At 42.8% G+C, this 23,689-nt stretch carries 27 protein-coding genes and 1 pseudogene; 22 read left to right on the plus strand and 6 right to left on the minus strand.

The features are described 5' to 3' along the window. The first annotated feature begins 7 nt into the window (after positions 1-7). The 7 genes from H4683_RS08390 to mtnN all read left to right on the plus strand — a co-directional run bounded on the left by H4683_RS08390 (position 8) and on the right by mtnN (position 5,185). A complete protein-coding gene (locus H4683_RS08390; protein WP_192598402.1) occupies positions 8-310 on the plus strand; it encodes a DUF1292 domain-containing protein in 303 nt (100 codons plus the stop codon). 199 nt (positions 311-509) lie between these two features. Beyond that, positions 510-1,634 carry an endolytic transglycosylase MltG gene (gene mltG / locus H4683_RS08395; protein WP_192598403.1) on the plus strand — a complete coding sequence of 375 codons (1,125 nt, stop codon included), beginning with the start codon at positions 510-512 and terminating at the stop codon, positions 1,632-1,634. A 25-nt stretch (positions 1,635-1,659) separates the two neighbouring features. Further along, positions 1,660-2,295 carry an O-methyltransferase gene (locus H4683_RS08400; RefSeq protein WP_192598404.1) on the plus strand — a complete coding sequence of 212 codons (636 nt, stop codon included), beginning with the start codon at positions 1,660-1,662 and terminating at the stop codon, positions 2,293-2,295. A gap of 61 nt (positions 2,296-2,356) precedes the next feature. Continuing rightward, a complete protein-coding gene (udk, locus tag H4683_RS08405; RefSeq protein ID WP_192598405.1) occupies positions 2,357-2,995 on the plus strand; it encodes a uridine kinase in 639 nt (212 codons plus the stop codon). Between the two features lie 103 nt (positions 2,996-3,098). Continuing rightward, complete coding sequence (greA, locus tag H4683_RS08410; RefSeq protein ID WP_192598406.1) at positions 3,099-3,575, plus strand: transcription elongation factor GreA; 477 nt, start codon at positions 3,099-3,101, stop codon at positions 3,573-3,575. 118 nt (positions 3,576-3,693) lie between these two features. Then, positions 3,694-4,446, plus strand: a complete 753-nt coding sequence (locus H4683_RS08415) for a YrrS family protein (protein WP_192598407.1) — start codon at positions 3,694-3,696, stop codon at positions 4,444-4,446. A 46-nt stretch (positions 4,447-4,492) separates the two neighbouring features. After that, positions 4,493-5,185, plus strand: a complete 693-nt coding sequence (mtnN, locus tag H4683_RS08420) for a 5'-methylthioadenosine/S-adenosylhomocysteine nucleosidase (RefSeq protein ID WP_192598408.1) — start codon at positions 4,493-4,495, stop codon at positions 5,183-5,185. Positions 5,186-6,009: 824 nt separating this feature from the next. Here the strand turns inward: mtnN and sigK are convergent. After that, a complete protein-coding gene (gene sigK, locus H4683_RS08425) occupies positions 6,010-6,714 on the minus strand; it encodes an RNA polymerase sporulation sigma factor SigK (protein ID WP_192598409.1) in 705 nt (234 codons plus the stop codon). Positions 6,715-6,894: 180 nt separating this feature from the next. Between sigK and H4683_RS08430 the strand changes: the two genes are divergently transcribed. The 10 genes from H4683_RS08430 (at position 6,895) to H4683_RS08475 (ending at position 15,139) form a co-directional block, all read left to right on the plus strand. After that, the gene (locus H4683_RS08430) at positions 6,895-7,410 is read left to right on the plus strand and encodes a YqeG family HAD IIIA-type phosphatase (protein ID WP_192598410.1); all 516 of its coding nucleotides are present in this window, start codon (positions 6,895-6,897) and stop codon (positions 7,408-7,410) included. After that, positions 7,410-8,513 carry a ribosome biogenesis GTPase YqeH gene (gene yqeH / locus H4683_RS08435; protein ID WP_192598433.1) on the plus strand — a complete coding sequence of 368 codons (1,104 nt, stop codon included), beginning with the start codon at positions 7,410-7,412 and terminating at the stop codon, positions 8,511-8,513. Before H4683_RS08430 ends, yqeH begins: the two co-directional genes overlap by 1 nt. 205 nt (positions 8,514-8,718) lie before the next feature. After that, positions 8,719-9,555: a shikimate dehydrogenase gene (gene aroE, locus H4683_RS08440; protein WP_192598411.1), complete on the plus strand. Its 837-nt coding sequence runs from the start codon at positions 8,719-8,721 to the stop codon at positions 9,553-9,555. Beyond that, positions 9,549-9,839 carry a ribosome assembly RNA-binding protein YhbY gene (yhbY, locus tag H4683_RS08445; RefSeq protein WP_192598412.1) on the plus strand — a complete coding sequence of 97 codons (291 nt, stop codon included), beginning with the start codon at positions 9,549-9,551 and terminating at the stop codon, positions 9,837-9,839. The genes aroE and yhbY overlap by 7 nt, the downstream gene beginning before the upstream one ends. Before the next feature lie 11 nt (positions 9,840-9,850). Next, on the plus strand, positions 9,851-10,423 hold the full coding sequence (gene yqeK, locus H4683_RS08450) for a bis(5'-nucleosyl)-tetraphosphatase (symmetrical) YqeK (protein ID WP_192598413.1): 573 nt from the start codon (positions 9,851-9,853) through the stop codon (positions 10,421-10,423). After that, positions 10,423-10,767 (plus strand): ribosome silencing factor, encoded by a 345-nt coding sequence (rsfS, locus tag H4683_RS08455; protein ID WP_192598414.1) that lies wholly within the window; start codon positions 10,423-10,425, stop codon positions 10,765-10,767. The genes yqeK and rsfS overlap by 1 nt, the downstream gene beginning before the upstream one ends. Then, the gene (locus H4683_RS08460; protein ID WP_192598415.1) at positions 10,764-11,504 is read left to right on the plus strand and encodes a class I SAM-dependent DNA methyltransferase; all 741 of its coding nucleotides are present in this window, start codon (positions 10,764-10,766) and stop codon (positions 11,502-11,504) included. Before rsfS ends, H4683_RS08460 begins: the two co-directional genes overlap by 4 nt. 31 nt (positions 11,505-11,535) lie before the next feature. Next, positions 11,536-12,222, plus strand: a complete 687-nt coding sequence (locus H4683_RS08465) for a helix-hairpin-helix domain-containing protein (protein WP_225941982.1) — start codon at positions 11,536-11,538, stop codon at positions 12,220-12,222. Positions 12,223-12,287: 65 nt separating this feature from the next. After that, complete coding sequence (locus H4683_RS08470) at positions 12,288-12,851, plus strand: ComE operon protein 2 (RefSeq protein ID WP_192598416.1); 564 nt, start codon at positions 12,288-12,290, stop codon at positions 12,849-12,851. Between the two features lie 17 nt (positions 12,852-12,868). Next, the gene (locus H4683_RS08475) at positions 12,869-15,139 is read left to right on the plus strand and encodes a DNA internalization-related competence protein ComEC/Rec2 (protein WP_192598417.1); all 2,271 of its coding nucleotides are present in this window, start codon (positions 12,869-12,871) and stop codon (positions 15,137-15,139) included. A gap of 252 nt (positions 15,140-15,391) precedes the next feature. Here H4683_RS08475 and H4683_RS08480 read toward each other — a convergent pair whose 3' ends face one another. Continuing rightward, complete coding sequence (locus tag H4683_RS08480) at positions 15,392-15,526, minus strand: YqzM family protein (RefSeq protein ID WP_192598418.1); 135 nt, start codon at positions 15,524-15,526, stop codon at positions 15,392-15,394. Positions 15,527-15,691: 165 nt separating this feature from the next. Between H4683_RS08480 and holA the strand changes: the two genes are divergently transcribed. Beyond that, entirely contained in the window at positions 15,692-16,705 is a 1,014-nt protein-coding gene (gene holA / locus H4683_RS08485; RefSeq protein WP_192598419.1) for a DNA polymerase III subunit delta, read from the plus strand. 196 nt (positions 16,706-16,901) lie between these two features. Here holA and rpsT read toward each other — a convergent pair whose 3' ends face one another. Further along, positions 16,902-17,153: a 30S ribosomal protein S20 gene (rpsT, locus tag H4683_RS08490; protein WP_192598420.1), complete on the minus strand. Its 252-nt coding sequence runs from the start codon at positions 17,151-17,153 to the stop codon at positions 16,902-16,904. Between the two features lie 244 nt (positions 17,154-17,397). On the opposite strand from rpsT, the gene gpr reads away from it, so the two are divergent. Both gpr and spoIIP read left to right on the plus strand, forming a co-directional pair. Next, entirely contained in the window at positions 17,398-18,441 is a 1,044-nt protein-coding gene (gene gpr, locus H4683_RS08495; RefSeq protein WP_192598421.1) for a GPR endopeptidase, read from the plus strand. 43 nt (positions 18,442-18,484) lie between these two features. Next, the gene (spoIIP, locus tag H4683_RS08500; protein WP_192598422.1) at positions 18,485-19,345 is read left to right on the plus strand and encodes a stage II sporulation protein P; all 861 of its coding nucleotides are present in this window, start codon (positions 18,485-18,487) and stop codon (positions 19,343-19,345) included. A gap of 223 nt (positions 19,346-19,568) precedes the next feature. Here spoIIP and H4683_RS08505 read toward each other — a convergent pair whose 3' ends face one another. Beyond that, positions 19,569-19,901 (minus strand): hypothetical protein, encoded by a 333-nt coding sequence (locus H4683_RS08505; protein WP_192598423.1) that lies wholly within the window; start codon positions 19,899-19,901, stop codon positions 19,569-19,571. Between the two features lie 245 nt (positions 19,902-20,146). On the opposite strand from H4683_RS08505, the gene H4683_RS08510 reads away from it, so the two are divergent. Both H4683_RS08510 and H4683_RS08515 read left to right on the plus strand, forming a co-directional pair. Continuing rightward, positions 20,147-20,644 carry a sigma-70 family RNA polymerase sigma factor gene (locus H4683_RS08510; RefSeq protein ID WP_192598424.1) on the plus strand — a complete coding sequence of 166 codons (498 nt, stop codon included), beginning with the start codon at positions 20,147-20,149 and terminating at the stop codon, positions 20,642-20,644. Beyond that, on the plus strand, positions 20,645-21,949 hold the full coding sequence (locus H4683_RS08515) for a DUF4179 domain-containing protein (RefSeq protein ID WP_192598425.1): 1,305 nt from the start codon (positions 20,645-20,647) through the stop codon (positions 21,947-21,949). A gap of 657 nt (positions 21,950-22,606) precedes the next feature. On the opposite strand, the gene H4683_RS08520 is transcribed toward H4683_RS08515, so the two are convergent. Together H4683_RS08520 and H4683_RS08525 are read right to left on the minus strand one after the other, a co-directional pair. Next, the gene (locus tag H4683_RS08520) at positions 22,607-23,197 is read right to left on the minus strand and encodes a class I SAM-dependent methyltransferase (protein ID WP_225941983.1); all 591 of its coding nucleotides are present in this window, start codon (positions 23,195-23,197) and stop codon (positions 22,607-22,609) included. 206 nt (positions 23,198-23,403) lie between these two features. Continuing rightward, positions 23,404-23,689 (minus strand): annotated as a pseudogene (locus H4683_RS08525) (IS4 family transposase); the annotation flags it as partial.

The following is a 23,689-nucleotide window of genomic DNA, read 5'->3' on the forward strand; positions in this document are numbered from 1 at the left end:
GATTGGAATGGAACACGGACAAGAAACAATGACAATCGTAGATGAACACGGCAAAGAACATGTATGTGAAGTTATCTTCACATTTGAATCAGAGGAATTCGGTAAATCATATGTACTTTATCACATACTAGATCAAGACGACGCAGACAATGAGGATGAAGAAATTGAAATCCATGCATCTGCATTCATGCCATCAGAAAACAATGAAGACGGCGAATTAATGCCGATTGAAGATGACGCCGAGTGGGAAATGATTGAAGAGATGTTGAATACGTTCCTTGCAGAAGAGGACGAAGACGACGAAGAGTAAACCATATGTGCACGGCCGGGACGGTGCAGACCGTTCCGTTTTTTGTGTAATTATATAAATCGAACGAAAAATTATCGACTCATTGTACCCGAATAGTTGAAATAAACGCGTCAAACAAGTATGTGTAGAATCAACAAAAGTATAAAACGTAAATTAACTTATATAGATAAGGTTTCCGAGTGAAAGAGGTGGATTCCGCATGGAGAATGACTCGAAAAAAGAAGTCATGTTCACACGAATGCGTGAAAAGAAAAAAGAAGTGAAGGTAGTTAGAAGGATTGTACTTGGAATTACACTTGTACTTCTTCTCATCGGTTTTATAGGAGGTCGATCTGTCTATAAATATATTACAGGAGCACTCCAACCTGTTGACCCGAATTCTGAAGAAATAGTCCAAGTAGAAATTCCAAGCGGTTCCGGACTCTCTTCGATTGCAGCCCAACTTGAGAAAAAAGGGATTATCAAAGATGCGCGTCTCTTCAAGTATTATGCGAAATTCAACAATGAATCTCAGTTCCAAGCGGGAACGTATGATTTGTCGAAAGCGATGACGCCGGATGAATTGATACAAAGTTTGAAGACAGGAAAAGTATATCGAGAGCCTGTATTCACAATTACCATCCCTGAAGGATTGACCTTGAGTCAGATTGCAAAAGTCGTAGAGAAACGGGCAGGTATCCCGCAGGCAGAGTTCTTAGCCTATGTGAATGATGAAGAGACAATCAATATGCTAATGGGAAAATTCCCATCCATATTGACAGAGGATATCAAGGCGGAAAACATCAAGTATCCGCTGGAAGGCTATCTATACCCTGCCACATATCCTTTTTTCGAGAAAAAGCCCTCAGTGGGAACGATTGTAGATTCGATGGTTAGAGCAACGGCAACAAATGTGACCCCCTATTTAAATTATCTCCAAACTGAAGAGAAATCGGTACATTGGCTAATGACGTTTGCCTCTCTTCTAGAGCGGGAAGCGACAGTCCAGTCGGATCGGGAAACGATTGCGAGTGTATTCTATAATCGGTTGAAGGTCGATATGCCGCTGCAAACGGATCCAACCGTTCTTTATGCACTTGGAGAACACAAAGACCGTGTCCTCTATAAAGATTTAGAAGTGAAGGACCCTTACAATACGTACCAAAACAAAGGATTGCCACCTGGACCAATTGCCGGAGCAGGCAAGTCGTCGCTCGAAGCGGTAATTGACCCCGCCAAGACAGATTACATCTTTTTCCTAGCAGACAAAGAAGGCATTAATCATTTCACTGATACTTATGAGCAGCATTTGAAAAATAAAGAGCTTTATTTATCCGGTAAGTGAGATACCTGAACAGGAGATAATCGGAATGGATAAGTACGAACAATACGTAGCAAGTTTCAAGGTGGATTCAGATTCATTCATCAAGGACATGGAGAACTATGCGGCAGAACATCATGTGCCGATTATGGATTGTGTTGGTATCGAGACATTTATTGGTCTATTGCGTATCCAAAATCCGGAGCGCATTTTGGAAATCGGTAGTGCAATCGGCTATTCCGCTATTCGGATTGCTGAAGCACTACCGAAAACGACCATCGTGACGATTGAAAGGGATACAAAACGGTACACGAAAGCGGTTGAATTTATCGAGAAAAAGTCGCTTGTTGACCGTATTCATATCATTGAAGCCGATGCTCTTCTAACGAAATCAACTGAAATTTTCAATCAGACATACGATGCACTCTTCATCGATGCTGCTAAGGGACAATATCAGCGTTTCTTCGAAAAGTATTCGCCTGTGATTGTCTCAGGAGGTGTCATTTACTGTGATAACATGTTCATGCATGGCGTTGTGTTACATGAAATTGAGGAAATACCGAGACGCAATCGCACAATGATACGCAATTTAAAGGAGTTTACACAGTGGATTATGGCTCATTCCGAATATGAAGCGTCCTTGCTTCCTATAGGAGACGGTCTGTTGATTGCTGTGAAAAAATGAGGAAACAATGGGTAGATGTTCTTGTTAACGGGATAGGCTCATGAGTTAGGGGAGTTTGAGTATGAAATCAAGAAAACCTCTCGTCATCGGTATTGCAGGTGGATCGGGATCTGGAAAGACAAGTGTAACCGATTCAATTTATGACGTGTTCAAAGAGCACTCTGTCGTTGTTATCGAACAGGATTATTATTATAAAGATCAAGCCCATTTAAAATTTGAAGAGCGATTGGAAACGAATTACGATCATCCATTGGCATTTGACACGGATTTATTAATTAGCCAGATCCAAGTCCTTCTTGATCGGAAACGTGTTGAAAAACCGGTGTACGATTATGCGTTACACACTCGCTCCGATGAGACGATTACCATCGAACCACAAGATGTTATCATTCTGGAAGGAATTCTAGTTCTCGAAGATGCAAGGTTACGTGAACTGATGGACATTAAGTTATTCGTCGATACTGATGCTGATTTGCGCATCATTCGCCGTATTATGCGTGACATCAAGGAGCGTGGCAGAACGATTGAATCCGTCGTTGAGCAGTATCTGTCTGTCGTTCGTCCGATGCATAACAAGTTTATTGAACCAACGAAGGGATATGCAGATATAATCATTCCAGAAGGTGGCCATAATGGGGTGGCAATCGACCTGATAGTTACAAAAATAAAAACAATTCTTGAATCTAGAACGGAATTGTAATATGATGATGACAGAATTCTATACAAAGAATATTATGTCGCATACCTGTAAGAGGAGCGGCATATTATTTTGTGAACTGTAATTTAAGGAGTGGTGTTAGTTAATGATTACTGAAAAGAAATTTCCAATGACAGCATTAGGTAAAGAAAAGATGGAAGAAGAACTTGAATTCTTAAAAACGGTCAAACGTAAAGAAGTAGTAGAACGCATTAAGATAGCTCGTAGCTACGGCGACCTATCGGAAAACTCAGAATACGATTCCGCTAAAGAAGATCAGGCATTCTTAGAAGGCAAAATTTCGAATCTTGAAGGAATGATTCGAAATTCAGTAATTATCACAGAAGACGAGCTGAATACAGACGAAGTGAGACTGGGGAAAACGGTTACATTCAAAGAATTACCAGATGGTGATGAAGAGACGTACACGATTGTCGGATCTGCTGAAGCGAACCCAATTGAAGGCCTTATTTCCAACGATTCACCAATTGCTAAAGGACTTATCGGTCGTTCTAAAGGCGATGAGGTTAAAATCATGACTCCAGGTGGAGAAATGATGGTTTCAATTATTGGGATAAAATGAAACAATGATAGCCGCCTTCTCGTTTGAGGGCGGTTTTTTCAACAATGAAACTAGATCTATAGAAAAACGTCCAATACCTATAAAGTATCCAACAAAACGGAATAGGAGATGATTGCGTATGACGGAACGAGAACCTGACTTTTCAAGAGTTAGTCGTAAAAAAGGACGAAACCGACCCAATAATGTATTGAACATCCTCATTTGTATTGTCGTTGTACTTATCGTTGTTCTGGCAACACCAATTTTCCTCGGTAACAAGGATGACGGACAAGCAGACGGTAAAAAGCCGCCTGTTGGGGAAGGAAATCCTGAAGGTATACAGAGAGATGACGAAAAGAAAGCCGATGAATCGGATGGAAATCTAAGTATGGACAAAGAAGATTCGACCGAGGATAAAGAAACATCGAAGGACACGGGTAAATCGGATTCTACCGTTGCCAAAGGTGCTGACAAGTCAAAAGAAACGAAGCCGGAAAATGCTACAGATAAAGGAAAAACGGATTCTGACAGTGAAGATCCAGGAACGGTTACATATATTCCATCTGGTGATGCGGTTATTTCTGAAACGGTCGTCGATACAGCATGGCAACCAGTTGGTACAACGCAAACAGGCAATCATGTATCGCAATACGATGGTGCATCGGTCGATTGGAACGAGAAGAAACAAGCGCTTGCTTACGCCACTGGACTGCCACAAGATTCAATGATTTTCTGGAAAATCAAGAATGGGGGGAACCCACAGAAAGCTGTTGGAGTTGTTTCATCCAGGGATAGTGTTGATAAATACCGTGTCTATCTTGAATGGGTAGACGGCCAAGGCTGGCAACCAGTGAAGATGGACGTACTGAACACATTAGAATTTGACTATTAATCTAAATCAATCTTTTAAGTTGCTGTAAACAAGTGGAGGGAATTTTATGAAGATAGCAGTAATCGGTGCAATGGAAGAAGAAGTAGAACTTTTACGTGATGAAATCGAGTCGGCACATGTGACAACGATTGCAGGTTGTGAATTTATTGAAGGGACAATCGGAACACATACTATCATCCTTGTGAAAAGTGGGATTGGTAAAGTGAATGCTGCGATTGCGACGACGCTTTTATTGAACAACTTCAAACCAGATGTCGTGTTGAATACGGGCTCGGCTGGTGGATTTAAAGAATCGCTCGAAGTTGGAACAATCGTCATTTCTGACGAAGTGCGTCATCATGACGTCAATGTCACAGCGTTCGGCTACGAGCATGGTCAGGTTCCAGGACAACCCGCGGCGTATCTTGCAGATCCAAAGCTAATTGAAATTGCACGGAGCGCTGTTGAAGAAATCGGAATACATGCGCATGATACAGGACTGATTGCATCAGGTGATACCTTCATGAGTGATGCAGCGCATGTGGAACAAGTGAGAGGTCAATTTCCAACGATGATTGCAGCGGAAATGGAAGCGGCGGCTGTTGCGCAAGTTTGCCATCAGTTTGAAACACCGTTTGTCGTGATTCGCGCACTATCGGATATCGCTGGAAAAGAATCATCCATTAGCTTCGATGAGTTCTTGCCTATTGCGGCTCGCCATTCGACGGATATTGTTTTGAAAGTTATCTCGAAACTTTGAGCATTTCATGTTAAAATAGGATTATCCCGCATTAATGGGCAGTAAGATTCCCACTTCAAGTCTTCGAGGAAACAAGAAGACTAAGTGGAGGATCAACTGCCCGAAGAGCTTGCGGAATATAGTTCGATTCCGCTTTAAAGCCCGAATGGTTAAACTAACAATCAGTGGGGGATAGGGACCCCCACTGATTGAAGATTAACTTTATGGATAGATTAGTTTCATTTTAGCGTTTTTAAGGAGGGAATCCACTATGGGTATGTTACTTTTAATGGGCGGCGTTTTTATGGCGACCACTTTTATTGCAATGTTTATTTTGCGCGAGGTTCGTGCTGACTGAGAAAGAATATGAAGAGGCGTTTCCAATGCTGGGATCACTCCTGCAAGGAAACGCCTTTTTGCTTGTCTAGCTGCAGGCGCCAAACGCTCGGGTCATAAGTCAAATCGATTATGCGGCAAAGAGCGCCGCGTCTTCGATTCGTCTTATGCCTGTCACGTCTGGACGGCGCCTTCCGCTTTTCATTTGTTGTCTAGCTCCAGCGGCCAGATGTTCGGGTCATAAGCCAGCCCGGCAATAGCGGCAAAGGACGCCGCTTTGTCGGTCCGTCTTATGCCTGTCACGGGCCTACAGGAAGTAGGTCACGTAGCCATTGCCGCAGGACGCGGCGGTCTTAGGCTACGTTCATTTTGGCGCTTCCGCTTTTCATTGTTGTCTAGCTCCAGCGGCCAGATGTTCGGGTCATAAGCCAGCCCGGCAATAGCGGCAAAGGACGCCGCTTTGTCGGTCCGACTTATGCCTGTCACATCTAAACGGCCGCTTCCGCTTTTCATTTGTCATTATATTCATGTTTGAATAACTGATACAATTTGACGATTGCTCGTTTTTCAATCCGCGACACATAGCTCCTGGAGATATCAAGTTGTTCTGCGATTTCTTTTTGGGTCATGGGTTTATCATCTAGCAGACCGTAGCGTCGCTGGATGATTTCAAGTTCTCGTTCATCGAGCTTGCCAAGATGTCGATACAATCGCTCATGTCGTTCTTTTTGTTCAACTTCCTCAATCGGGGCTTTATCGTTCGTTTGAAGTAGATCCGCGATTTCTAACGATTGACCTTCACTATCCATGCCAATTGGATCGAAGAGGGAAACATCTTTTTGAACTTTTTTTTGTGTACGTAAATACATGAGTATTTCGTTTTCAATACAGCGTGCTGCATATGTGGCGAGTTTCGTTTTCCGATCGGGTGTGAAACTATTCACTGCTTTCATCAGTCCGATTGTTCCGATTGAGATATAATCATCAAGCAGTTCGTGTTTTGGATGGAATTTTTTAACGATGTGTGCAACAAGGCGCATATTGCGCTCAATGAGTTCATCCCTAGCATCTTCATCGCCTCCTGCAAGGCGTTCGAGGCAAGCAGCTTCTTCCTCTTTGGATAAGGGACGCTGAAATGCCTGCCCCCGAATATAGCCAATCACCGCAGGAACTTCGAGCCATAGCTGAACAATTGCCATGACAAACCCGCTCATCTGGCCACCTCCCGTGTCGTTGTATGACAGCATATGTAGGTCGGGTCCTGTCCTATCACCGATTATTCAGTCGGACATGCGGTAATGGATATCCATTATTGTTTAGGTAGGAACAATGCGTTTTTGCATGACTTCATGCTATAATCGGTTCAGAATTAGAAACAAATCGGAGTGGATAACGTGTACAAGTTTTTTTTGCCAGATGAATATGTCAAAGACGTATTCGAGATTACCCCGGAAAAATTGAAAGAAAAAGGCATCAAAGGTATTATTACAGACCTAGATAACACGCTCGTTGAATGGGATCGTCCAGAAGCGACTCCCGAAATTATTGCTTGGTTAAAGGGAATGCATGATGCTGGCATCTTAGTAACGATTGTTTCGAACAATAATGGGTTGCGTGTGATGAAATTTTGTGAACCAATAGGTACCCCATTCATTTGTGATGCACGCAAACCGATGGGTAAGTCTTTTAAAAAGGCGCTTGTCACTATGAACATCCGCAAAGGGGAAGCAGTTGTTATCGGTGATCAGCTCATGACAGATATCCTGGGCGGCAATCGCAAAGGGATTCATACGATTTTGGTCGTTCCTGTTGCTAGGTCCGACGGTTTTTTCACGAAGTTTAACAGGATGATGGAAAGAAGAATCATGGCAAGGATGAAAAAACTAGGCATGATTCATTGGGAGGACTAATAGTGGAAGAATTAAAATGCATCGGATGCGGAATTACAATCCAGACAGACAACGTAAAAGCCGAAGGCTACACACCGCCAGCTTCCTTGGAAAAAGAGGAAGTCATTTGTCGACGTTGTTTCAGACTGCGAAATTACAATGAATTACAACCTGTATCGTTGTCAGGTGATGATTTCCTTAACATTCTCAACGGCATTGGCCAAAAAGATGGGCTAGTTGTTAAAATCGTCGATATATTTGACTTTAATGGTAGCTGGATCAATGGCCTACACCGTTTCGTCGGGAAGAAAGATATTTTATTGATTGGTAATAAAGCAGATATTTTACCGAAGGCCCTAAATCCGAATCGTCTTATTAACTGGATGAAGGCGGAGGCGGTTAAACTTGGTTTGAAGCCGATCGACGTTCTTCTCGTCTCTGCCTATAAAGGCAAAGGGATGGAAGAAGCACTTACGGCGATTGATAAGCATCGAAAAGGGAAAGACGTCTATGTTGTAGGGTGTACAAATGTAGGAAAGTCGACATTCATCAACCGCATCATCAAAGGGGCGACTGGCATTGGTGAAGTAATTACGACTTCCCATTTCCCAGGAACGACTTTGGACCTTGTGGAAATTCCTATGGACGATGGGAAGGCAATTTATGATACGCCAGGGATTATTAATAACCATCAGATTGCACATCATTTGGATGCGAATGATTTGAAAGCAATTACACCAAAGAAAGAATTGAAGCCGAAAGTATTTCAGCTGAACGCAGAGCAGACACTGTATATTGCTGGACTTGCTAGATTCGATTTCATCGCGGGGGACCGCTCGTCCTTTATAATTCATGTTTCAAATGATTTGCAGATTCATCGCACAAAGCTGTCTAATGCGGATTTGCTGTATAAAAATCATCTTGGAGAAATGCTGTCACCGCCGTCTGGAGAGTCAATTGAGACCCTGCCTCCATTCGTCAGACATGAATACGCTATAAAAAAAGCAAAAACAGATATCGTCATTTCTGGACTCGGTTGGATTACGATTCAGCACCCTAATGTTATCGTAGCTGTCCATGCACCGCGGGGCGTCGATGTTGTCCTTCGACCTTCACTGATTTAACTTCACTCAGCAGAAGACACACATTTCAGTAAGTGATGAGGGTTTGCAAAGTGTGTAGACAATTCAGTGGGTGTTCAAACCCCTGCTGAATAAAGTTAAAGCCTCCGACGGATGTCACAGATTTTGAAAGGAGTTAATTGAGCAAGCTCAAATCAAAATCTGGACGCAAATACGCCGAGGCGTATTTGATTGGAGGAAGCTCTACATGAAAAAATGGTACGCAGTACTCGGGGATCCGATTGCACAATCGATGTCCCCGGCAATGCACGAAGCATGGTTTAGTGAAAATAACATCGACGCTTCCTATATTCCAATCCATGTACCGGCGCAAGGACTTGGTGAAGCGGTGACTGGTTTAAAGCGTCTTGGCTGTTCAGGTTGGAACGTAACAGTCCCTCATAAAAGCGCTATTATCCCGTTTCTTGACCACTTAGAACCTTCCGCTCGGCAAATGAACGCTGTGAACACCGTGCACGTCCTTCAGGATGGTTCGCTTGTCGGATCTAATACGGATGGACTTGGATTTGTTCGCTCGCTAGAAGAGGCGCATGGTGCGTTGTATAAAGGGGGAGACGTACTGATTATTGGAGCGGGAGGTGCTGCACGCGGCATTGCCTATGCACTCCACTCGTCAGGTTACGGCCCAATTACCTTTACGAACCGCACAATGGACAAAGCGGAAGAGTTAGCACAGGGGCTGTCAGGGACGTCAGTACTATCCGTTTCAGTAGCGGAAGCGTCCTTGGAGAAATTCAGTTTAATCGTTCAGACGACCTCTGTGGGGATGAATTTCGCACAACAAGGGATGCCGCTTGCCATTTCGAACGTTGCAGAAGGGGCAGTCCTAGCAGATATCATCTATAACCCGCTTGAAACGGAATTCCTTAAAGAAGCCCGTAACAGAGGTGCAAAAACAATGAACGGCGTAGGTATGTTTGTTCATCAAGGCGCACTGTCCTTTGAAACATGGACAGTTAAACGTCCAGCTACAAAAGAAATGATTGGAAAAATAACAACAACTCTTGGAGGTATTTCATGTTAACAGGTAAACAAAAACGATTTCTTCGCAGTAAGGCAAATCGCCTACAACCGCTATTCCAAATTGGTAAAAGTGGCTTAACAGAGTCAATCATCGCACAGTACGAAGAAGCACTTGAAGCAAAAGAATTGATCAAGATAAGTATTTTGCAAAACTGTGACGAAGACAAGAATGAAATTGCGGCGAGGCTGGACGAACAAGAAGGCATTGAAGTCGTTCAAGTAATCGGTAATACGATTGTCCTATACAAAGAATCAGTAGAGAAAAAACGGATTGAATTGCCTTAAGGAGAATTCCGATGGATGTTGAATACTTGAGGACTGAAATCGCAAAACGAGTAACGATCAAGCGCTATGAACATGTACTTCGCGTTGCAGAAACAGCGAAAATACTAGCGGACAGATTCCAAATTTCAGTTATGAAGGCGGAACAAGCAGCCCTATTCCACGACATTGCTAAATTTGTGGACAAAGCTGAACTTCGGCGTATGCTAGAGAATGACAACGAAGATACTAGATTGTTTTCATTCCACCCCGAATTATGGCATGCGCCAGCGGGAGCGATTATCGCGCGTGATGAATACGGTGTTTCGGATGAGGACATCCTAAATGCAATCCGCTCGCATACAACCGGGCGTGCGCAGATGTCCCCGCTTGAAAAGGTCATTTATGTAGCGGATATGACCGAACCTGGACGTGATTTTCCAGGCGTGGACGATTTAAGGGAAGCCGCTAAGGACAATCTTGACACAGCAATGGCAGCATGCATCATCCATTCAGTACAATTTCTTGTGAATAAACGAGCAGCGGTTTATCCTGACTCGTTAGAGTGTTATAATGAGCACGTTAAAATGAGAGGACCAGTGAAATAATGACTACACTATTAGAAACAGCATACAAAGCGATTGACGATAAAAAAGGCGAGGACATCGTAGTCCTTAATATGGAAGGCGTATCACTTATCGCTGACCAATTCATCATTTGCCATGCCAATTCAGAACGACAAGTGCAAGCGATTGCGAAAGAAGCGGCAGACAAAGCATCAGAAGCAGGGTTTGTTGTTAAAAGAATTGAAGGAATGGACTCGGCAAGATGGGTTCTTGTTGACCTTGGCGATGTTGTTGTTCATGTATTCCACCGCGATGAGCGCGGCTTTTACAATCTTGAAAGACTATGGGGAGACGCTCCGTTACTGGATATGGCAGAAGAAAGATGAGTAATGCCTATTCGGAATTCGCCTTCGTCTATGATGAATTAATGACGGATGTTCCTTATGATACGTATGTCGAGCTTCTCGATATGGCGGCTAGCGGGATTAGCGGCAAACGAGTATTGGATATCGGCTGTGGCACGGGACTGTTATCGGCGAAACTAGCGAAACAAGGCGCCGACGTCACAGGGATCGATCTTTCCACCGCAATGCTTGAGGTAGCAGAACAGCGTGTAAAAGCGCTGTCCTTACCTGTTAAGTTCAACCAACAAGCGATGCAGCAATTAGAAGGATTCAAGGAATTCGACGTAGCGGTTATTGCAATCGACTCGCTGAATTATTTGTCTGAACGACAAGATGTGGTAGCAACATTCCACCGGATCTATTCAGCTTTAGCCATCGGTGGTGTGCTTGTTTTCGACGTCCATTCCACGTTCAAAACAGATGTGATCTTCCAAGAAGGTCCTTTTACGTTCGACAACGACCGCATTGCGTACATATGGGAAACAGAAGAGGGAGAAGAACAGCACTCCGTTTACTCTGAACTCGCTTTTTTTGTTAAGAATGACAGCGGTACCTATCGACGTTTTGATGAAGTACATACGCAACGAACGTTTCCGGTTTCGGATTACGTAGACATGCTCATGGAAGCAGGATTTTCGATTGAGCGCATTTTTGCAGATTGGGAAGACGAAGCACCACATGAGGAAAGTGAACGAATATTCTTTCAAGCACGAAAATAATCCTTTTCATTTAGCGGCCATTCATTTATAGTTGACTAGACTCCATATGGATGCCGCCGAAGAAAGGGTGAACGTGCTGTTTCTTTCGTTTGTATCCAGTAAATGGCGTAAGATTCTCACCCCAATTGCAGCGATCGCTGTCGTATCTGCTTTTCTGTTCTTCCCCCGAGGACAGGCTGACAACAATGCGTTTGTCATGAGTGGACAAAACCCATTTCCTGAAGTGATTGAAGAAGAAACTGAAACTGTAGAAGAAGAAATTAGCCCATCTGTTCCCATCCTTATTGTTGTCGATGTCAAGGGAGCTGTTCGGCATCCCGGCGTCTATTCGATGCAAGAAGGGGATCGTCTCATTGATGCCATTAATGCAGCAGGTGGCTATTTGCCAACCGCAGATTCACGCATGTTGAATCATGCTATGAAACTGGCAGATGAATTTGTGATTTACGTTCCAGTCGAAGGTGAAGAGCCTATAGAAATTGCATCCAATCCGTTAACAGGGATAACTGCGCAACAAGATGACGGAAGGGTCAATATCAATACTGCGGATGAAAAAGAACTCATGTCTATTCCAGGAATTGGTCCGTCAAAAGCAGCGGCAATCATCCAATACCGGACAGATAAGGGTCTTTTCAAAGCGCCTGAATCATTGATGGACGTATCCGGAATCGGGCAGAAGACTTTTGAAAAATTGGAGCAACAAATTAAAGTGAAATGAATTGACTAAGATGGAATTCCGTTTGTAAAGAAAACAATCGAATACTAACTGTAGGAGGGTACCATATGGAGCGAATAACATGGGACCAGTTTTTCATGGCCCAGTGCCATCTGTTAGCAGTACGCAGTACATGTACAAGACTTGCTGTCGGCGCAACAATCGTCCGGGATAACCGAATTGTAGCGGGTGGTTATAACGGGTCAATTTCTGGCGGAGATCACTGCATCGATCACGGTTGCTACGTCGTCGGCAATCATTGTGTACGAACGATTCACGCGGAGATGAATGCATTGCTACAGTGTTCGAAATACGGCATACCCGTAGCGGGTTCCACATTGTATGTCACGCATTTTCCCTGTCTGCAATGTTCAAAAGCAATCATCCAAGCAGGCATAAAACATGTGTACTACGCCACTGATTATAAAAATGATGACTATGCGATGCAGCTATTTAAGCAATCGGGCATTTCAGTGCAGCATGTTCCGTTCGACGAAAAGAAAGTTGATTTTGCGAGTGAGGACAAGCTGAAACTCATCAATGAATTATTCCTAAAAATGCAAGCACTTGGCGCTGAAGATGAAGAACTCTCCCTTTATAAAAAAAGGGTGAATGACTTATTTGGCAACTAATTTCACGTGTACGTTTCATGTATATCGCAGTGCCGGTCGTCGTATCAGCGTTTGCTGCATACGGGCCGGTCTATCTGCTAGTTTGTCACCTGTTCCTTATCCCCATCTTCTACCGTAGAAAAGAAGATTTCCTCACACCTATCCTTGCGCTTGCGGCCGCAGTTTTTTCCTATTCCTTTATTTCAGCAACACTTCCAATGGCAATTCCAGAGGGACCTGCAACTGTCTCCCTTACTTGGTCAGATAATGTAAAAATCGATGGCGGGAAAATCAAGGGACTTGCCAAGACGTCAACAGGCGAGACGATCTATGTCGTCTATTCATTTGGAAATGAACAAGAAAAAATGCGTTTCCTTGAACTAAATCCCTCTTCCTATACTTTTGTCATGTCCGGTGCATTCCGCAAACCTGATAGACCTTCACATGATTATTCATTTGATATGGGTAAGTATATGAGAATGTACGGAGCTTCGGGGCTATTTGAATCGGAGATAATTCTTCAAGCTGAAATGCTCTTCACTATGCGAACTAGACTATCTGAGCAAAGGCGGAAAGTGAAAAAGCATATCAGAGCCACCTTTCCTGAAGCGCTGAAAGTAGAGGCAGAAGCGCTTCTCATTGGGGATCGTAGTGGGATGGATGACGAGTTGGCTGCAAATTATCGAACACTCGGTATCACGCATCTATTTGCGATTTCTGGGTTACATGTTGGATTGCTCGCTTTTCTCATGCGGGAGTTGTTGTTGAGGGCGAGGGTGAGAAAAGAGACTGTGGACATGTTACTCATCGTCTTACTGCCGCTTTACGCGGTAATGGCGGGAGGTGCACTCTCCGTTTGGCGAGCGGTAACTGTGACGATTCTCGTCCTTCTCGCCGCATCCGGTCGGCTAAAAGTTAGACTGGATGATGCGCTCGCTTTAAGTGCGATCTTCTTTATTTGGATGCAGCCATTCGTCTTGTTTCAACCAGGATTTCAACTTTCTTATTTAGCGGCCAGTTCACTTGTATTTTCATCCGGGCTTTTAGCAAAAGCCAAATCGCCAATTGCTTTATCATTTTTTGTGACATCGATTAGTCAACTAGCGCTTTATCCGGTTTTATTGTTTCATTTTCACGAACTGTCGCTATCCTCATTTGTTGTCAACTTGGTTTATGTTCCGCTCTATTCGATGCTTATTTTGCCTATGAATATTGTATTGCTAGTCATGACAGCATTGTTGCCGAAAATCGCAACAGGTCTATTCATGGTGTACGAACCGATTCGGGAATTCATTGGCGTTATGACGAGTTGGCTGGCCTCATTGCCCCATCAATTATGGACACCCGGGAAACCTGATGCGGTGTGGCTATCATTGGCTGTGGTGGGCGTCCTGCTGTTTTTCGTCCGCTGTGAAGAAGGGATGAAGTGGGTATGGGCTATGCCTTTGATCATCGTGCCTGCACTCCTCATTCACTTCATCCCGTACACGGACAGCTCGTTGAAAGTAACTTTTCTGGATGTCGGTCAAGGGGATAGTATCGTTATCGAATTGCCCTACAAGAAAGCCGTCTATGTCATTGACACAGGGGGAACGGTCACATTTGGTGAGCCGAATTGGAAAACGCCAGAGAAAAAATTTGAAGTAGGTCGAAAAATCGTGGTTCCTTATTTAAAAGGACGCGGCATAGCTACAATCGACAAGCTGATTATCACGCATGCCGATAGTGATCATATGGAAGGTGCGGATGAAGTACTTGAGGAGATTGTTGTCAATGAAATCCATATTTCACCTGACAGCGAAGTGGAGAAGACAATGGAGGCTATCATGCGACTTGCGGTGGAAAAACAAATCCCTGTTATGCCAATGAAAGATGGTATCTCATGGACAAAGGGACAGTCATCTTTTCATTATTTAAGCCCGATGGACGGCAAGTATGTAGGCAATGATAGTTCCCTGGTTCTGTATATGACAACAACAGGACCTTCCTTTCTGTTCACAGGAGATATGGAGCAAGAGGGAGAAAATGGCTTCGTTCGCAAATACGGCCACGCCAATTTAGGTCCGCTTATTTTAAAAGCCGGGCATCATGGTAGCCGCACATCCAGTACGGAACCATTTGTCTTGGCATTACAGCCGGAACTAACCATTATTTCTGCGGGACGCAATAGTCGTTACGGACATCCTCATCCAGAAGTCATGGAAACGTTCCGAAAACATGGTTTTGCGACAGTATCGACAGCAGAATCCGGTTCGATTACGGTGACTGTAGCGAAAGAGGGGTACTCTGTTAAAACGATGGCACCATGAAACAACACCGGGATTGGTCGCTTAATGCGGAGATCAGTCGCTTGGCAGATGGAATTGGTCGCTTGATGCGGAGAACAGTCGATTAGGTGTGCAGATTGGTCGCTTGATGTGAAGATCAGTCGCTTGGCAGATGGAATTGGTCGCTTAGATGTGAAGAACAGTCGCTTAGCACGAAGATCAGTCGTTTCAATATGAAAAACGGTCACGCCTTTCCGGTGAGGGAAGGACATGACCGTTTTTTTTGCATACCTGTTAGCCAGCGACAACGTCGATTATGGTAGCAATTACGAAGATTGCTGAAAAAGCTACGAAAGCTACTATGAAACCGACTCCAGAATCGATCGCATCATTGCGTTTGGATTGTACATCATGTTCAAATTCGTTCATTACTACACCTCCTAATTCCATTATAGTATAGATGATAACGGCCAAAAAATCCATAGCAATTGATTAATTACACCACTTCATCACTAAATGACACAATTTGTCCATACAGACGAATTATCTTGCGGTATAATTGATGGAATAGGAAACTCAAAAGAGGTGAGCAACATGGCAACCGCTGTATGGAAAAAAATAGCCGCTGGGGAAATCGATCCCGTCTATTTACTAACTGGACTTGAACAACATATTTTCGACTCAACGATAAAGCGACTAAAAAAAGCTTTACCTGATCTTGACGATGCATCTGTCATCCGTTTTGACCTCGAAGAAACACCTGTCGAAGTCGTCATTGAAGAAGCGGACACATTACCTTTTCTTGAAGACAGGAAATTGATCATCGCGGGCAATGCTTCTTTTTTGAAAGCATCCGATAAAAACAAAGAAAAAGTGACACATGATTTAGCGCAATTGGAGATTTGGCTTAAAAATCCTTCCCCAACCGCCGTTGTTGTATTCGTCGCGCCATACGAAAAACTGGACGCAAGAAAACGGATTACCAAACTAATGAGAGAACAAGCAACCGTCATCGAAGCCGAACGCCTGCAAGGAAAAGACCTCTTCACATGGATCCAGCAGGAAGCAGGATCCAAAGGTGCACGGATCTCAGCAGATGATGCAGAAGTACTTGTGAAGATGGCAGGGGACGATCTGCTTGGACTCTCTTCAGAAATCATGAAGATGGCGACCTACTTAAATGGAGAAGGCGAAATTACGAAGGCTGTAATTGAGTCCCTTGTACCGAGGACGCCAGAAATGGATGTTTTCAGATTAACGGATGCCTATGTAACTGGAAAAGTGGCAGAGACCATCGCCATTTACCATGATTTGTTGCGCAATGGCGAAGAACCGATTATGCTGACATCCCTTATCGCCGGTCATATTCGTCTTATGTTTCACGTCGCAGCCCTAAGGAAAAAGGGATACCAGCAACAGCAAATTGCCAAAACATTGAATGTCCATCCCTATCGAGTGAAATTGATGATGGAAAATAGAAGTGTGCCAAGCGAGAAACGATTGCTTGTGATATTGCAGAATTTGGCCAGCATCGATTATAAATTGAAATCGACAAGCGGCAAAAGAGAACGGCTATTGGAGTTGTTTTTTATGGAGTCATTACGATGAATAAATTAGAAAGACCGTCCTAGTTAAAGGACGGTCTTTCTGATTTAAAGTGTCTAGCTCCGGTCGCCAGACGCTCGGGTCATAAGCAGTCCAGCTATGGAGGGATGAAGTTCTATCCCTCCCGGGCAAAAAACCACCGCGTCGCTGGCCCGACTTATGCCGGTCGCGTCTACACAGCGCCCTGCGCTTTCTTTAATTATAGTGCTTTTTTAGTAAGACGTGCTTTTTGACGTGATGCAGTATTTTTATGGATAAGGCCTTTACGTGCAGCAGTGTCCATTTTTTTGATAGCATCTCTTAGAAGAACAGTAGCATTCTCTTCTTTAGCGTCAATAGCAAGCTCAGCTTTACGGACAGCAGTACGCATTGTAGCTTTAGCATGCGAGTTTTGTATGTTCGCAGCAGTGCTTTGTTTTACGCGTTTGATAGCAGATTTGATGTTTGGCAATTCATTCACCTCCAATTTCAGGTAAGGCAAGAGTGTTTCCACTTAATTTCGGATATCACTTTCACAACAACCATTATTTTATCAAACTAGACGCCGAATTGCAACTAGAAATGCAGGAGGTATCCATAAGAGAAGGCATTCAAAGCGCACTAATTCCAATGAAAACAGAGACTTTACAACAACTTATCGCCTTTAAAGAATATTTCCTTGACACATCGGACAAACTTGAAAGCGAGGTGATTAGATGGAGAACTATAATTTTTACCGGACGGACCTGCTAGATGAAAGCGAGGAAATGGTTCGTCACCGGACAAAAACAGAAAAAAACAGATTGAAAGATGCGGGCGGCGTAGCATTAGATGAGTCAAGATTAGGACGTGTCATCTTAACGTCCGTAACCGTCGATGGAGAAGGAGAAAAGACAATCGGCAAGAAAAAAGGCTCCTATATTACGTTAACAATCCCGACACTAACGACGGATGATCGGGAGGGACTCGCAGATATGTCGAATGTGTTAATCGACAAACTGGACGAGATGACAGCAGAAATTCCGAGCATCAAAACAGGTAAAATTCTCTTGATTGGCTTAGGAAACCGTGACGTCACGCCCGATGCAGTTGGTCCCATGACAATGGATCGACTCCGCAATATCGTCCCCGACTATTATTCGGATGAAGGCGGGGAAGTGTTCGTCTATGCGCCAGGTGTCACAATCCAGACAGGTCTGGAGACGGCAGACTTTGTAAAAGCAGTCGCCGCTGAGATAAAACCTGATTTGCTCATCGTTGTTGATGCACTTGCTGCGAGAGACAGTTCAAGGCTTTGTCGAACAATCCAGTTAACAGACACAGGCATCCATCCAGGCTCTGGCGTCGGCAATAGCCGCAAAGAGATTTCAAAGGAGACACTCGGCATGCCTGTCATCGCCATAGGCATCCCAACAGTCGTCGACGGACCCGTCCTCATCGCAGATGCCATCGACACGATGTTCGGCTACATCGCTTCCAAAATAAACGAAAAGGAAAGTCCATCCTCACGTCTTTCCGTCACGCCCTGGTTGCATACCGAAAACAAAGACGCAGACCGTTCCAAATTGCTGCCGATTTTTGGCGACTGGGCATCGTGGCCGCATGAAGATCGAATCCAACTCTTCGAGGAAGTCCTAACGAGTCATGAATTGCGGACGTTCATCTCACCGAAAGAAATCGATTCTTGGGTTTCCCTTTACGCCGATACATTATCCGAGTCATTAACGTCTTGGATAGCGAATATAAAAAGCAGTCATTGACCCGACCTCCAACGCATATAGTTGGAGGACGGAGGGATGCCACTTGAAAAAGCCATTACAAATATGGGGTACACTCATTCTATTTCTCTTCCTGTTTCCTGTAATTGTCAGTAAAATACCTGGAGAGATGGCAACGACAAGAAGCAAGCTTGTGAAAGAACCATCCTTCATGGTCTATGCCGCTAATATTATGGAAGAAGAAACACTAGAACTAGCGGAAGCCCCAGAATCAGTAGAAACAGAAACACCAGTAGCACCAAAATCTCCAAAAGCAGGAGAAGGAAAAGCACTTCTCTATTTTACCCATACAAACGAAGCATTCAAACCAGTCACCATGGCGAATGACGGTAAAATAGCCGTTTCCCATCATTCCGAAAACATAACGAAATTCGGAGAAAAACTACAGAACCAACTTATTTTCAATGGAATTCAAACGGATATTCTAGCTGTCAATAATGCAGAGGAAATGGGTAAAAGGAGAATCCCTCATTTCCGCGCATATAAAGCAATACGTCCTTATGTCGAAAAACGCATAAATGAACAGAATTATGATCTTATTATGGATATTCACAGAGACGCCGTTGGTCCCGACGTTACAACCTTAGTCCACGAAGGCGAAAAATATGCAAAAGTTGCCTTCGTCATCGGACTGGATCACCCCAATTACCAACAAAATCTAGCCAAGGCCCAACTGATAAAAGACGAAATGGAAAAACTCGTTCCCGGAATAACCCGTAACCTTATTAAAAAGGGAAGCGCTCATGGGGATGGAAAATACAATCAGGATCTGCATCCTTCCTTGTTAGTTGTTGAGCTTGGTGGGACTGGTAACGCGGAGGATGAATTGAATCGGACGGTGGCGGTTATTGGGAAGGCGGCTGCGGGGGTTTTGGGGGGGGAGTAGGTTTTTATTTTTTTAGGTGAATAGGATGGGGGAGCCAATCAGTGGTGGGGTGCTGGTTGGTTTTTTTGTTGGGTGAGAAGTAAGTACCGAGTGCCCATCACTCATTCAAACGGGAAAATTATGTTTGTTTGAACTAACATGATAGTTTCAGTGACAGGCACTCCAAAATGTTGTATACGTTTATTACAGAACTTGTCGCGCGCACCCGTTAGTTGAATAAGGGTTACTGATTTTTATTTGCACGTCTTTTTGCAAATGTAGAAGGTGAAAACGAAACTTTATATTTTCCTTCGAGTTCTTTTTGTACTTTTTCTGTTAGTTTCAATCCTTGTTTATTATGTTTTTCTTCAAGTTCAATCCCACTAGGAACTATTCCATCATTATCCCAATCAATCCATTCACCATATTTCGATATCCATTCCACTAATTCCGAATTCAGCTCGATTGAAATTGGGACATATTCTATTTCAAAGTTATTACACCATATAGCGTCGGCACCTATATCTGCTTCAACTTTTAAATCATATGTTTCATTACATTTACATGAATCTATCATATTGTTTTTCGTCTCCCTTTATTAAAGTATCATTTCTATGGCTCTCTGTTGTTATTGTACCTTCTTTACTTATTTAAAGAGGAAGTTAAACAGCGGAAATCGCAGAAAAAAGCTATCTTTTTTTAACGACTATCAAAGTTAAGCAGCGAGTTCACTTATTATAGTTGAACTCGTTTTTCATTGAAAAAAATAAAATGAACGATTTATCATTTTGAACTGTCTAATAGGTAATAGGAGGTGGAAGTATGAATTTAGATTTGGAAAAACAAGCAATTGCGGGTAATGAACAAGCTTTATTAGAACTATTAAAACTACATGAAGACATGCTTTATCGTACTGCATATGCTTACTTGAAAAATAAACATGATGCTGTTGAAGCCGTACAAGAGCTGACGTATCGGGCTTTGAAAAAGATTCATACCGTAAAAGAACCCGCATTCTTAGCAACATGGCTTGTCCGAATAATGATTAATATTTGTTTAGATATGAAAAAGAAGCAAGAGAAACTTATCTATAATCATGATGTAGAAATCGCATCGACGGATCAGCAACCATTCGAAATAGCTGATATAATTGCCGGTTTGCCAATCGAGCAACAGGAGCTGATTTACTTAAAATATTTCCAAGATATGAAGAACGCGGACATTGCACAGCTAAAACAAATTCCCGAAGGTACCGTGAAATCAAGGCTACATACGTCGTTAAAAAGATTACGCGTACTTATTGGAAAGGAGGAACTGTAAATGACTAACTTGAACGAGCAGGATTTGCAGAAGTTAACGGAGGAATTAGAAGCGGTTGAAATCCCTAAAGAAGCCTTACAACAAGCACGTGTGGAGGCCGTGCACCAGCACCGGCTGATAAGGAGGAGAAAGCTTCGTCTGTATACAGTTGCCAGTGTAGCTGCTATTGTACTGTTACTGTTTGCAACGTCAATTCGTGTATCTCCCGTATTTGCACAAGCTGTGGCCAAAATCCCTGGGTTTGCTCCTATCGTCGGCATGATTGCTTATGATAAAGGAATCAGTGACATTGTGGAAAATAATTACTATGAAGAACTTGGAATTGTAGTCACACAGGGCGACTATACCTTGACTTTACAGAATGTCGTAGCTGATCATTCGGGCATGACTATATTCTATAATATTAAATCCCCTTTTAATCTTTCCGAAGTGAGAATAACTTCTTTAGGGGTGTCTCAACAAGACATTCCATGGGGTGTTGCAAGTTCCTACTCTAGTTCTCTAGTGGGTGGACCCGCCGTCCATGAAGACAAAGTCGAAATTATACCTGTTGATGAATTATCGTATGACAATATGTCATTTGAATTTAATTTGCACTTGGATGATGCAGCAGAGACAAAGTTCACCGTGCCATTCACACTCACCAAGCCCATTAAGCAGCCGAAAGTATATGAAGTGAACCAATCTGTTGCCGTCGATGGTCAAACGATTCATATTAAACAGTTGGAAATTTCTCCGTTACGCGCAGAAATCCGACTAGCTGCTGACGAGCAAAACACGATGCAATTACTGAAATTTAGATCGGTACGGTGGATTGATGAAAACGGTGAAGATTGGGGTCAAACAAGAGATATGGAGGAGGGCTTCGGCATATCGCGTGACGGTGAAGTAAGCATACGTATGCAAAGTAATTACTTCAGGCAGCCGAAAAAACTAACATTAGTGATGGAGAGGATTGAAGCACTTCCAAAAGGCTCTGACTATATTGAAGTAGATTTTGAGCAACAGAAAGTGCTGTATGTGCCGAGTGAACTGGATATCGATGTTCAAGTACTATCGGGCAATACATTGGAAGTTACCTATCCAACTATTGTCGAGAGCATGCTATTAAGTGAAATAGTAGACCGAGAAGGCAATGAGCTCAGTGGGAATATAATCTCAATAAATTTTAGCAGAGAACACGACTATGGAAAAGCAATCTATACCTTTAACTTTGACAATGAAGTAAGTCCAATTCGTCTGTATATGAATAGCTATCCGCTGTATTTAGACGGCAAGGTGGAAATGAATATCTCACTGGATTAATATGTTTTTACAGTGATAAAATCAACTACAACATATATGAAACGTACCGCTATGAGCATTCGGTTTCTCACAGTGGTAGCGTTTTATTTTTAGTGACTAGACAGGGAATCCCTTCAAATCCGCGTCGTTACCGCGGCTACCTCTGTAAGCCAACCGTTTATAAAGCATGGCGAAGTATCCAGTGCCTGTCACTCATTCAAACATGAAAGTTCAAACAGCTGTTTTTTTGATTACGACCATAAGGATGTACCACTTCTGCCATGTTTTTCACCAGCGATTGCCACAAGACTTACCACTCGTTGCCAATGAGTTTACCAATGGGGTAACGTCAAGAAAGTGCAAATTTACAACGTTAAGGATTTTGAAAGATAGAAAAGCCTAACCCCTTCATATCTTGAACGAGGAATTAGGCTTATGATCTTCAACAATCACATCCGATTACTGAATATTATATTTATTTTCATTCTTTCGTTTTCAAGGAATAATGAAATTGTCAAATTCGATAAGCAAATCGACAAAGAAACCCCATATTTATTTTACACCGTGAAAAATAAAAGATTTGGTTTCTATTGTTGCTTGTTTAAACTCCCAATCTCCATAAATATGGATTTGTGAAAAACCTACTTGTTGTAATGATTCATGGATTTCTTCTTTCGTTCAGAATTTTAATTGCATTTTTTCATGAATTACTACATCATCTGTACGTGCATTTTTCACAGTCTCATAAAAAGTAAAAATATCTTCTACAAACCCCTCGTATTCAGTCCAAATTTCAAACGACTCACCGCTCGCCTGGCTCGTTGCAACATCAGGTGTCATATCTTTTTCCCACTGTTCCCAAGCTTTTGCTAATGGGTTACGTGTATCAAAAAGAAAATGACCTCCAGGTTTTAATGCTCGATATGCATCTGAAATGACGTGTTGCCAACTTTCATCTGTAAGAAATACTTGCGCAACATTCGCTGTCATTATGACAGCATCAAACGCATTTGTTTGTAAATTTGAGCTATCTCCAATAATCCAAGTCACTTCGCCTGGATACTCTTTATTTTTCGCATATTCGATTGCTTCTTCATTCGGGTCAATAGCTGTAATATGATAGCCTGCTTTAGCAAAATGGGTTGTTAATCTTCCTGTTCCACAACCCAAGTCAGCTATTTTTTTAACATTTAACTTCTTTAACAGTGCTAAGAAGAATTCATCATCTTTGCCCCAACCATTAATTTGGTCATATACTAATGGAATCATTTATTTACCTACTTTCTAATTCAAATCTTTTTCTATTTTATTATATTTTGGCAGTAGCGTTGCATAAATAATTTTACTCGTTGTCAAATTGGCTGTTATTTGGATGCTTGACCGTAGAGTGAATATTCAGATATGTATACCTGTTCAAAAAATAAAAAAGACAACAGGGGCTAATAGGATAGTCATTATCCACAATTTAACGGTTTCTATTTATAATCTACAAACAGGGGATCATACGTCAAATCGTCTAGATGGCTCACCTCGCCTTCGTCAAATTGCTGGTCGATTATACGAAACTCGGCGAGCCAATCGTATTTTTTACGTCCTGCTGACACCCGGGTCGGCTCGTGAAAAAGGGCTTCTTTAAAGGCGTCAAAACCTTTGAATAAGAACGTTTTCAGTGTTCTTTTTAGTTCTAACAGACTCCCTTTAAATCCAACTTTCAGTTGTAGTAACACCTCTAAACAATAGGTGATTAAGGCGATCCAGATT

The sequence above is a fragment of the Sporosarcina limicola genome, assembly GCF_014873855.1.
Lineage (GTDB): Bacteria > Bacillota > Bacilli > Bacillales_A > Planococcaceae > Sporosarcina > Sporosarcina limicola.

What these genes read in the sequence shown, in the direction of transcription:
- H4683_RS08390 (WP_192598402.1), top strand. Translation starts at nt 8, where the DNA reads ATGGAACACGGACAAGAAACAATGACAATCGTAGATGAACACGGCAAA.
- mltG (WP_192598403.1), top strand. Translation starts at nt 510, where the DNA reads ATGGAGAATGACTCGAAAAAAGAAGTCATGTTCACACGAATGCGTGAA.
- H4683_RS08400 (WP_192598404.1), top strand. Translation starts at nt 1,660, where the DNA reads ATGGATAAGTACGAACAATACGTAGCAAGTTTCAAGGTGGATTCAGAT.
- udk (WP_192598405.1), top strand. Translation starts at nt 2,357, where the DNA reads ATGAAATCAAGAAAACCTCTCGTCATCGGTATTGCAGGTGGATCGGGA.
- greA (WP_192598406.1), top strand. Translation starts at nt 3,099, where the DNA reads ATGATTACTGAAAAGAAATTTCCAATGACAGCATTAGGTAAAGAAAAG.
- H4683_RS08415 (WP_192598407.1), top strand. Translation starts at nt 3,694, where the DNA reads ATGACGGAACGAGAACCTGACTTTTCAAGAGTTAGTCGTAAAAAAGGA.
- mtnN (WP_192598408.1), top strand. Translation starts at nt 4,493, where the DNA reads ATGAAGATAGCAGTAATCGGTGCAATGGAAGAAGAAGTAGAACTTTTA.
- sigK (WP_192598409.1), bottom strand. Translation starts at nt 6,714, where the DNA reads ATGAGCGGGTTTGTCATGGCAATTGTTCAGCTATGGCTCGAAGTTCCT.
- aroE (WP_192598411.1), top strand. Translation starts at nt 8,719, where the DNA reads ATGAAAAAATGGTACGCAGTACTCGGGGATCCGATTGCACAATCGATG.
- yhbY (WP_192598412.1), top strand. Translation starts at nt 9,549, where the DNA reads ATGTTAACAGGTAAACAAAAACGATTTCTTCGCAGTAAGGCAAATCGC.
- yqeK (WP_192598413.1), top strand. Translation starts at nt 9,851, where the DNA reads ATGGATGTTGAATACTTGAGGACTGAAATCGCAAAACGAGTAACGATC.
- rsfS (WP_192598414.1), top strand. Translation starts at nt 10,423, where the DNA reads ATGACTACACTATTAGAAACAGCATACAAAGCGATTGACGATAAAAAA.
- H4683_RS08460 (WP_192598415.1), top strand. Translation starts at nt 10,764, where the DNA reads ATGAGTAATGCCTATTCGGAATTCGCCTTCGTCTATGATGAATTAATG.
- H4683_RS08470 (WP_192598416.1), top strand. Translation starts at nt 12,288, where the DNA reads ATGGAGCGAATAACATGGGACCAGTTTTTCATGGCCCAGTGCCATCTG.
- H4683_RS08475 (WP_192598417.1), top strand. Translation starts at nt 12,869, where the DNA reads ATGTATATCGCAGTGCCGGTCGTCGTATCAGCGTTTGCTGCATACGGG.
- H4683_RS08480 (WP_192598418.1), bottom strand. Translation starts at nt 15,526, where the DNA reads ATGAACGAATTTGAACATGATGTACAATCCAAACGCAATGATGCGATC.
- holA (WP_192598419.1), top strand. Translation starts at nt 15,692, where the DNA reads ATGGCAACCGCTGTATGGAAAAAAATAGCCGCTGGGGAAATCGATCCC.
- gpr (WP_192598421.1), top strand. Translation starts at nt 17,398, where the DNA reads ATGGAGAACTATAATTTTTACCGGACGGACCTGCTAGATGAAAGCGAG.
- H4683_RS08505 (WP_192598423.1), bottom strand. Translation starts at nt 19,901, where the DNA reads ATGATAGATTCATGTAAATGTAATGAAACATATGATTTAAAAGTTGAA.
- H4683_RS08510 (WP_192598424.1), top strand. Translation starts at nt 20,147, where the DNA reads ATGAATTTAGATTTGGAAAAACAAGCAATTGCGGGTAATGAACAAGCT.
- H4683_RS08515 (WP_192598425.1), top strand. Translation starts at nt 20,645, where the DNA reads ATGACTAACTTGAACGAGCAGGATTTGCAGAAGTTAACGGAGGAATTA.
- H4683_RS08520 (WP_225941983.1), bottom strand. Translation starts at nt 23,197, where the DNA reads ATGATTCCATTAGTATATGACCAAATTAATGGTTGGGGCAAAGATGAT.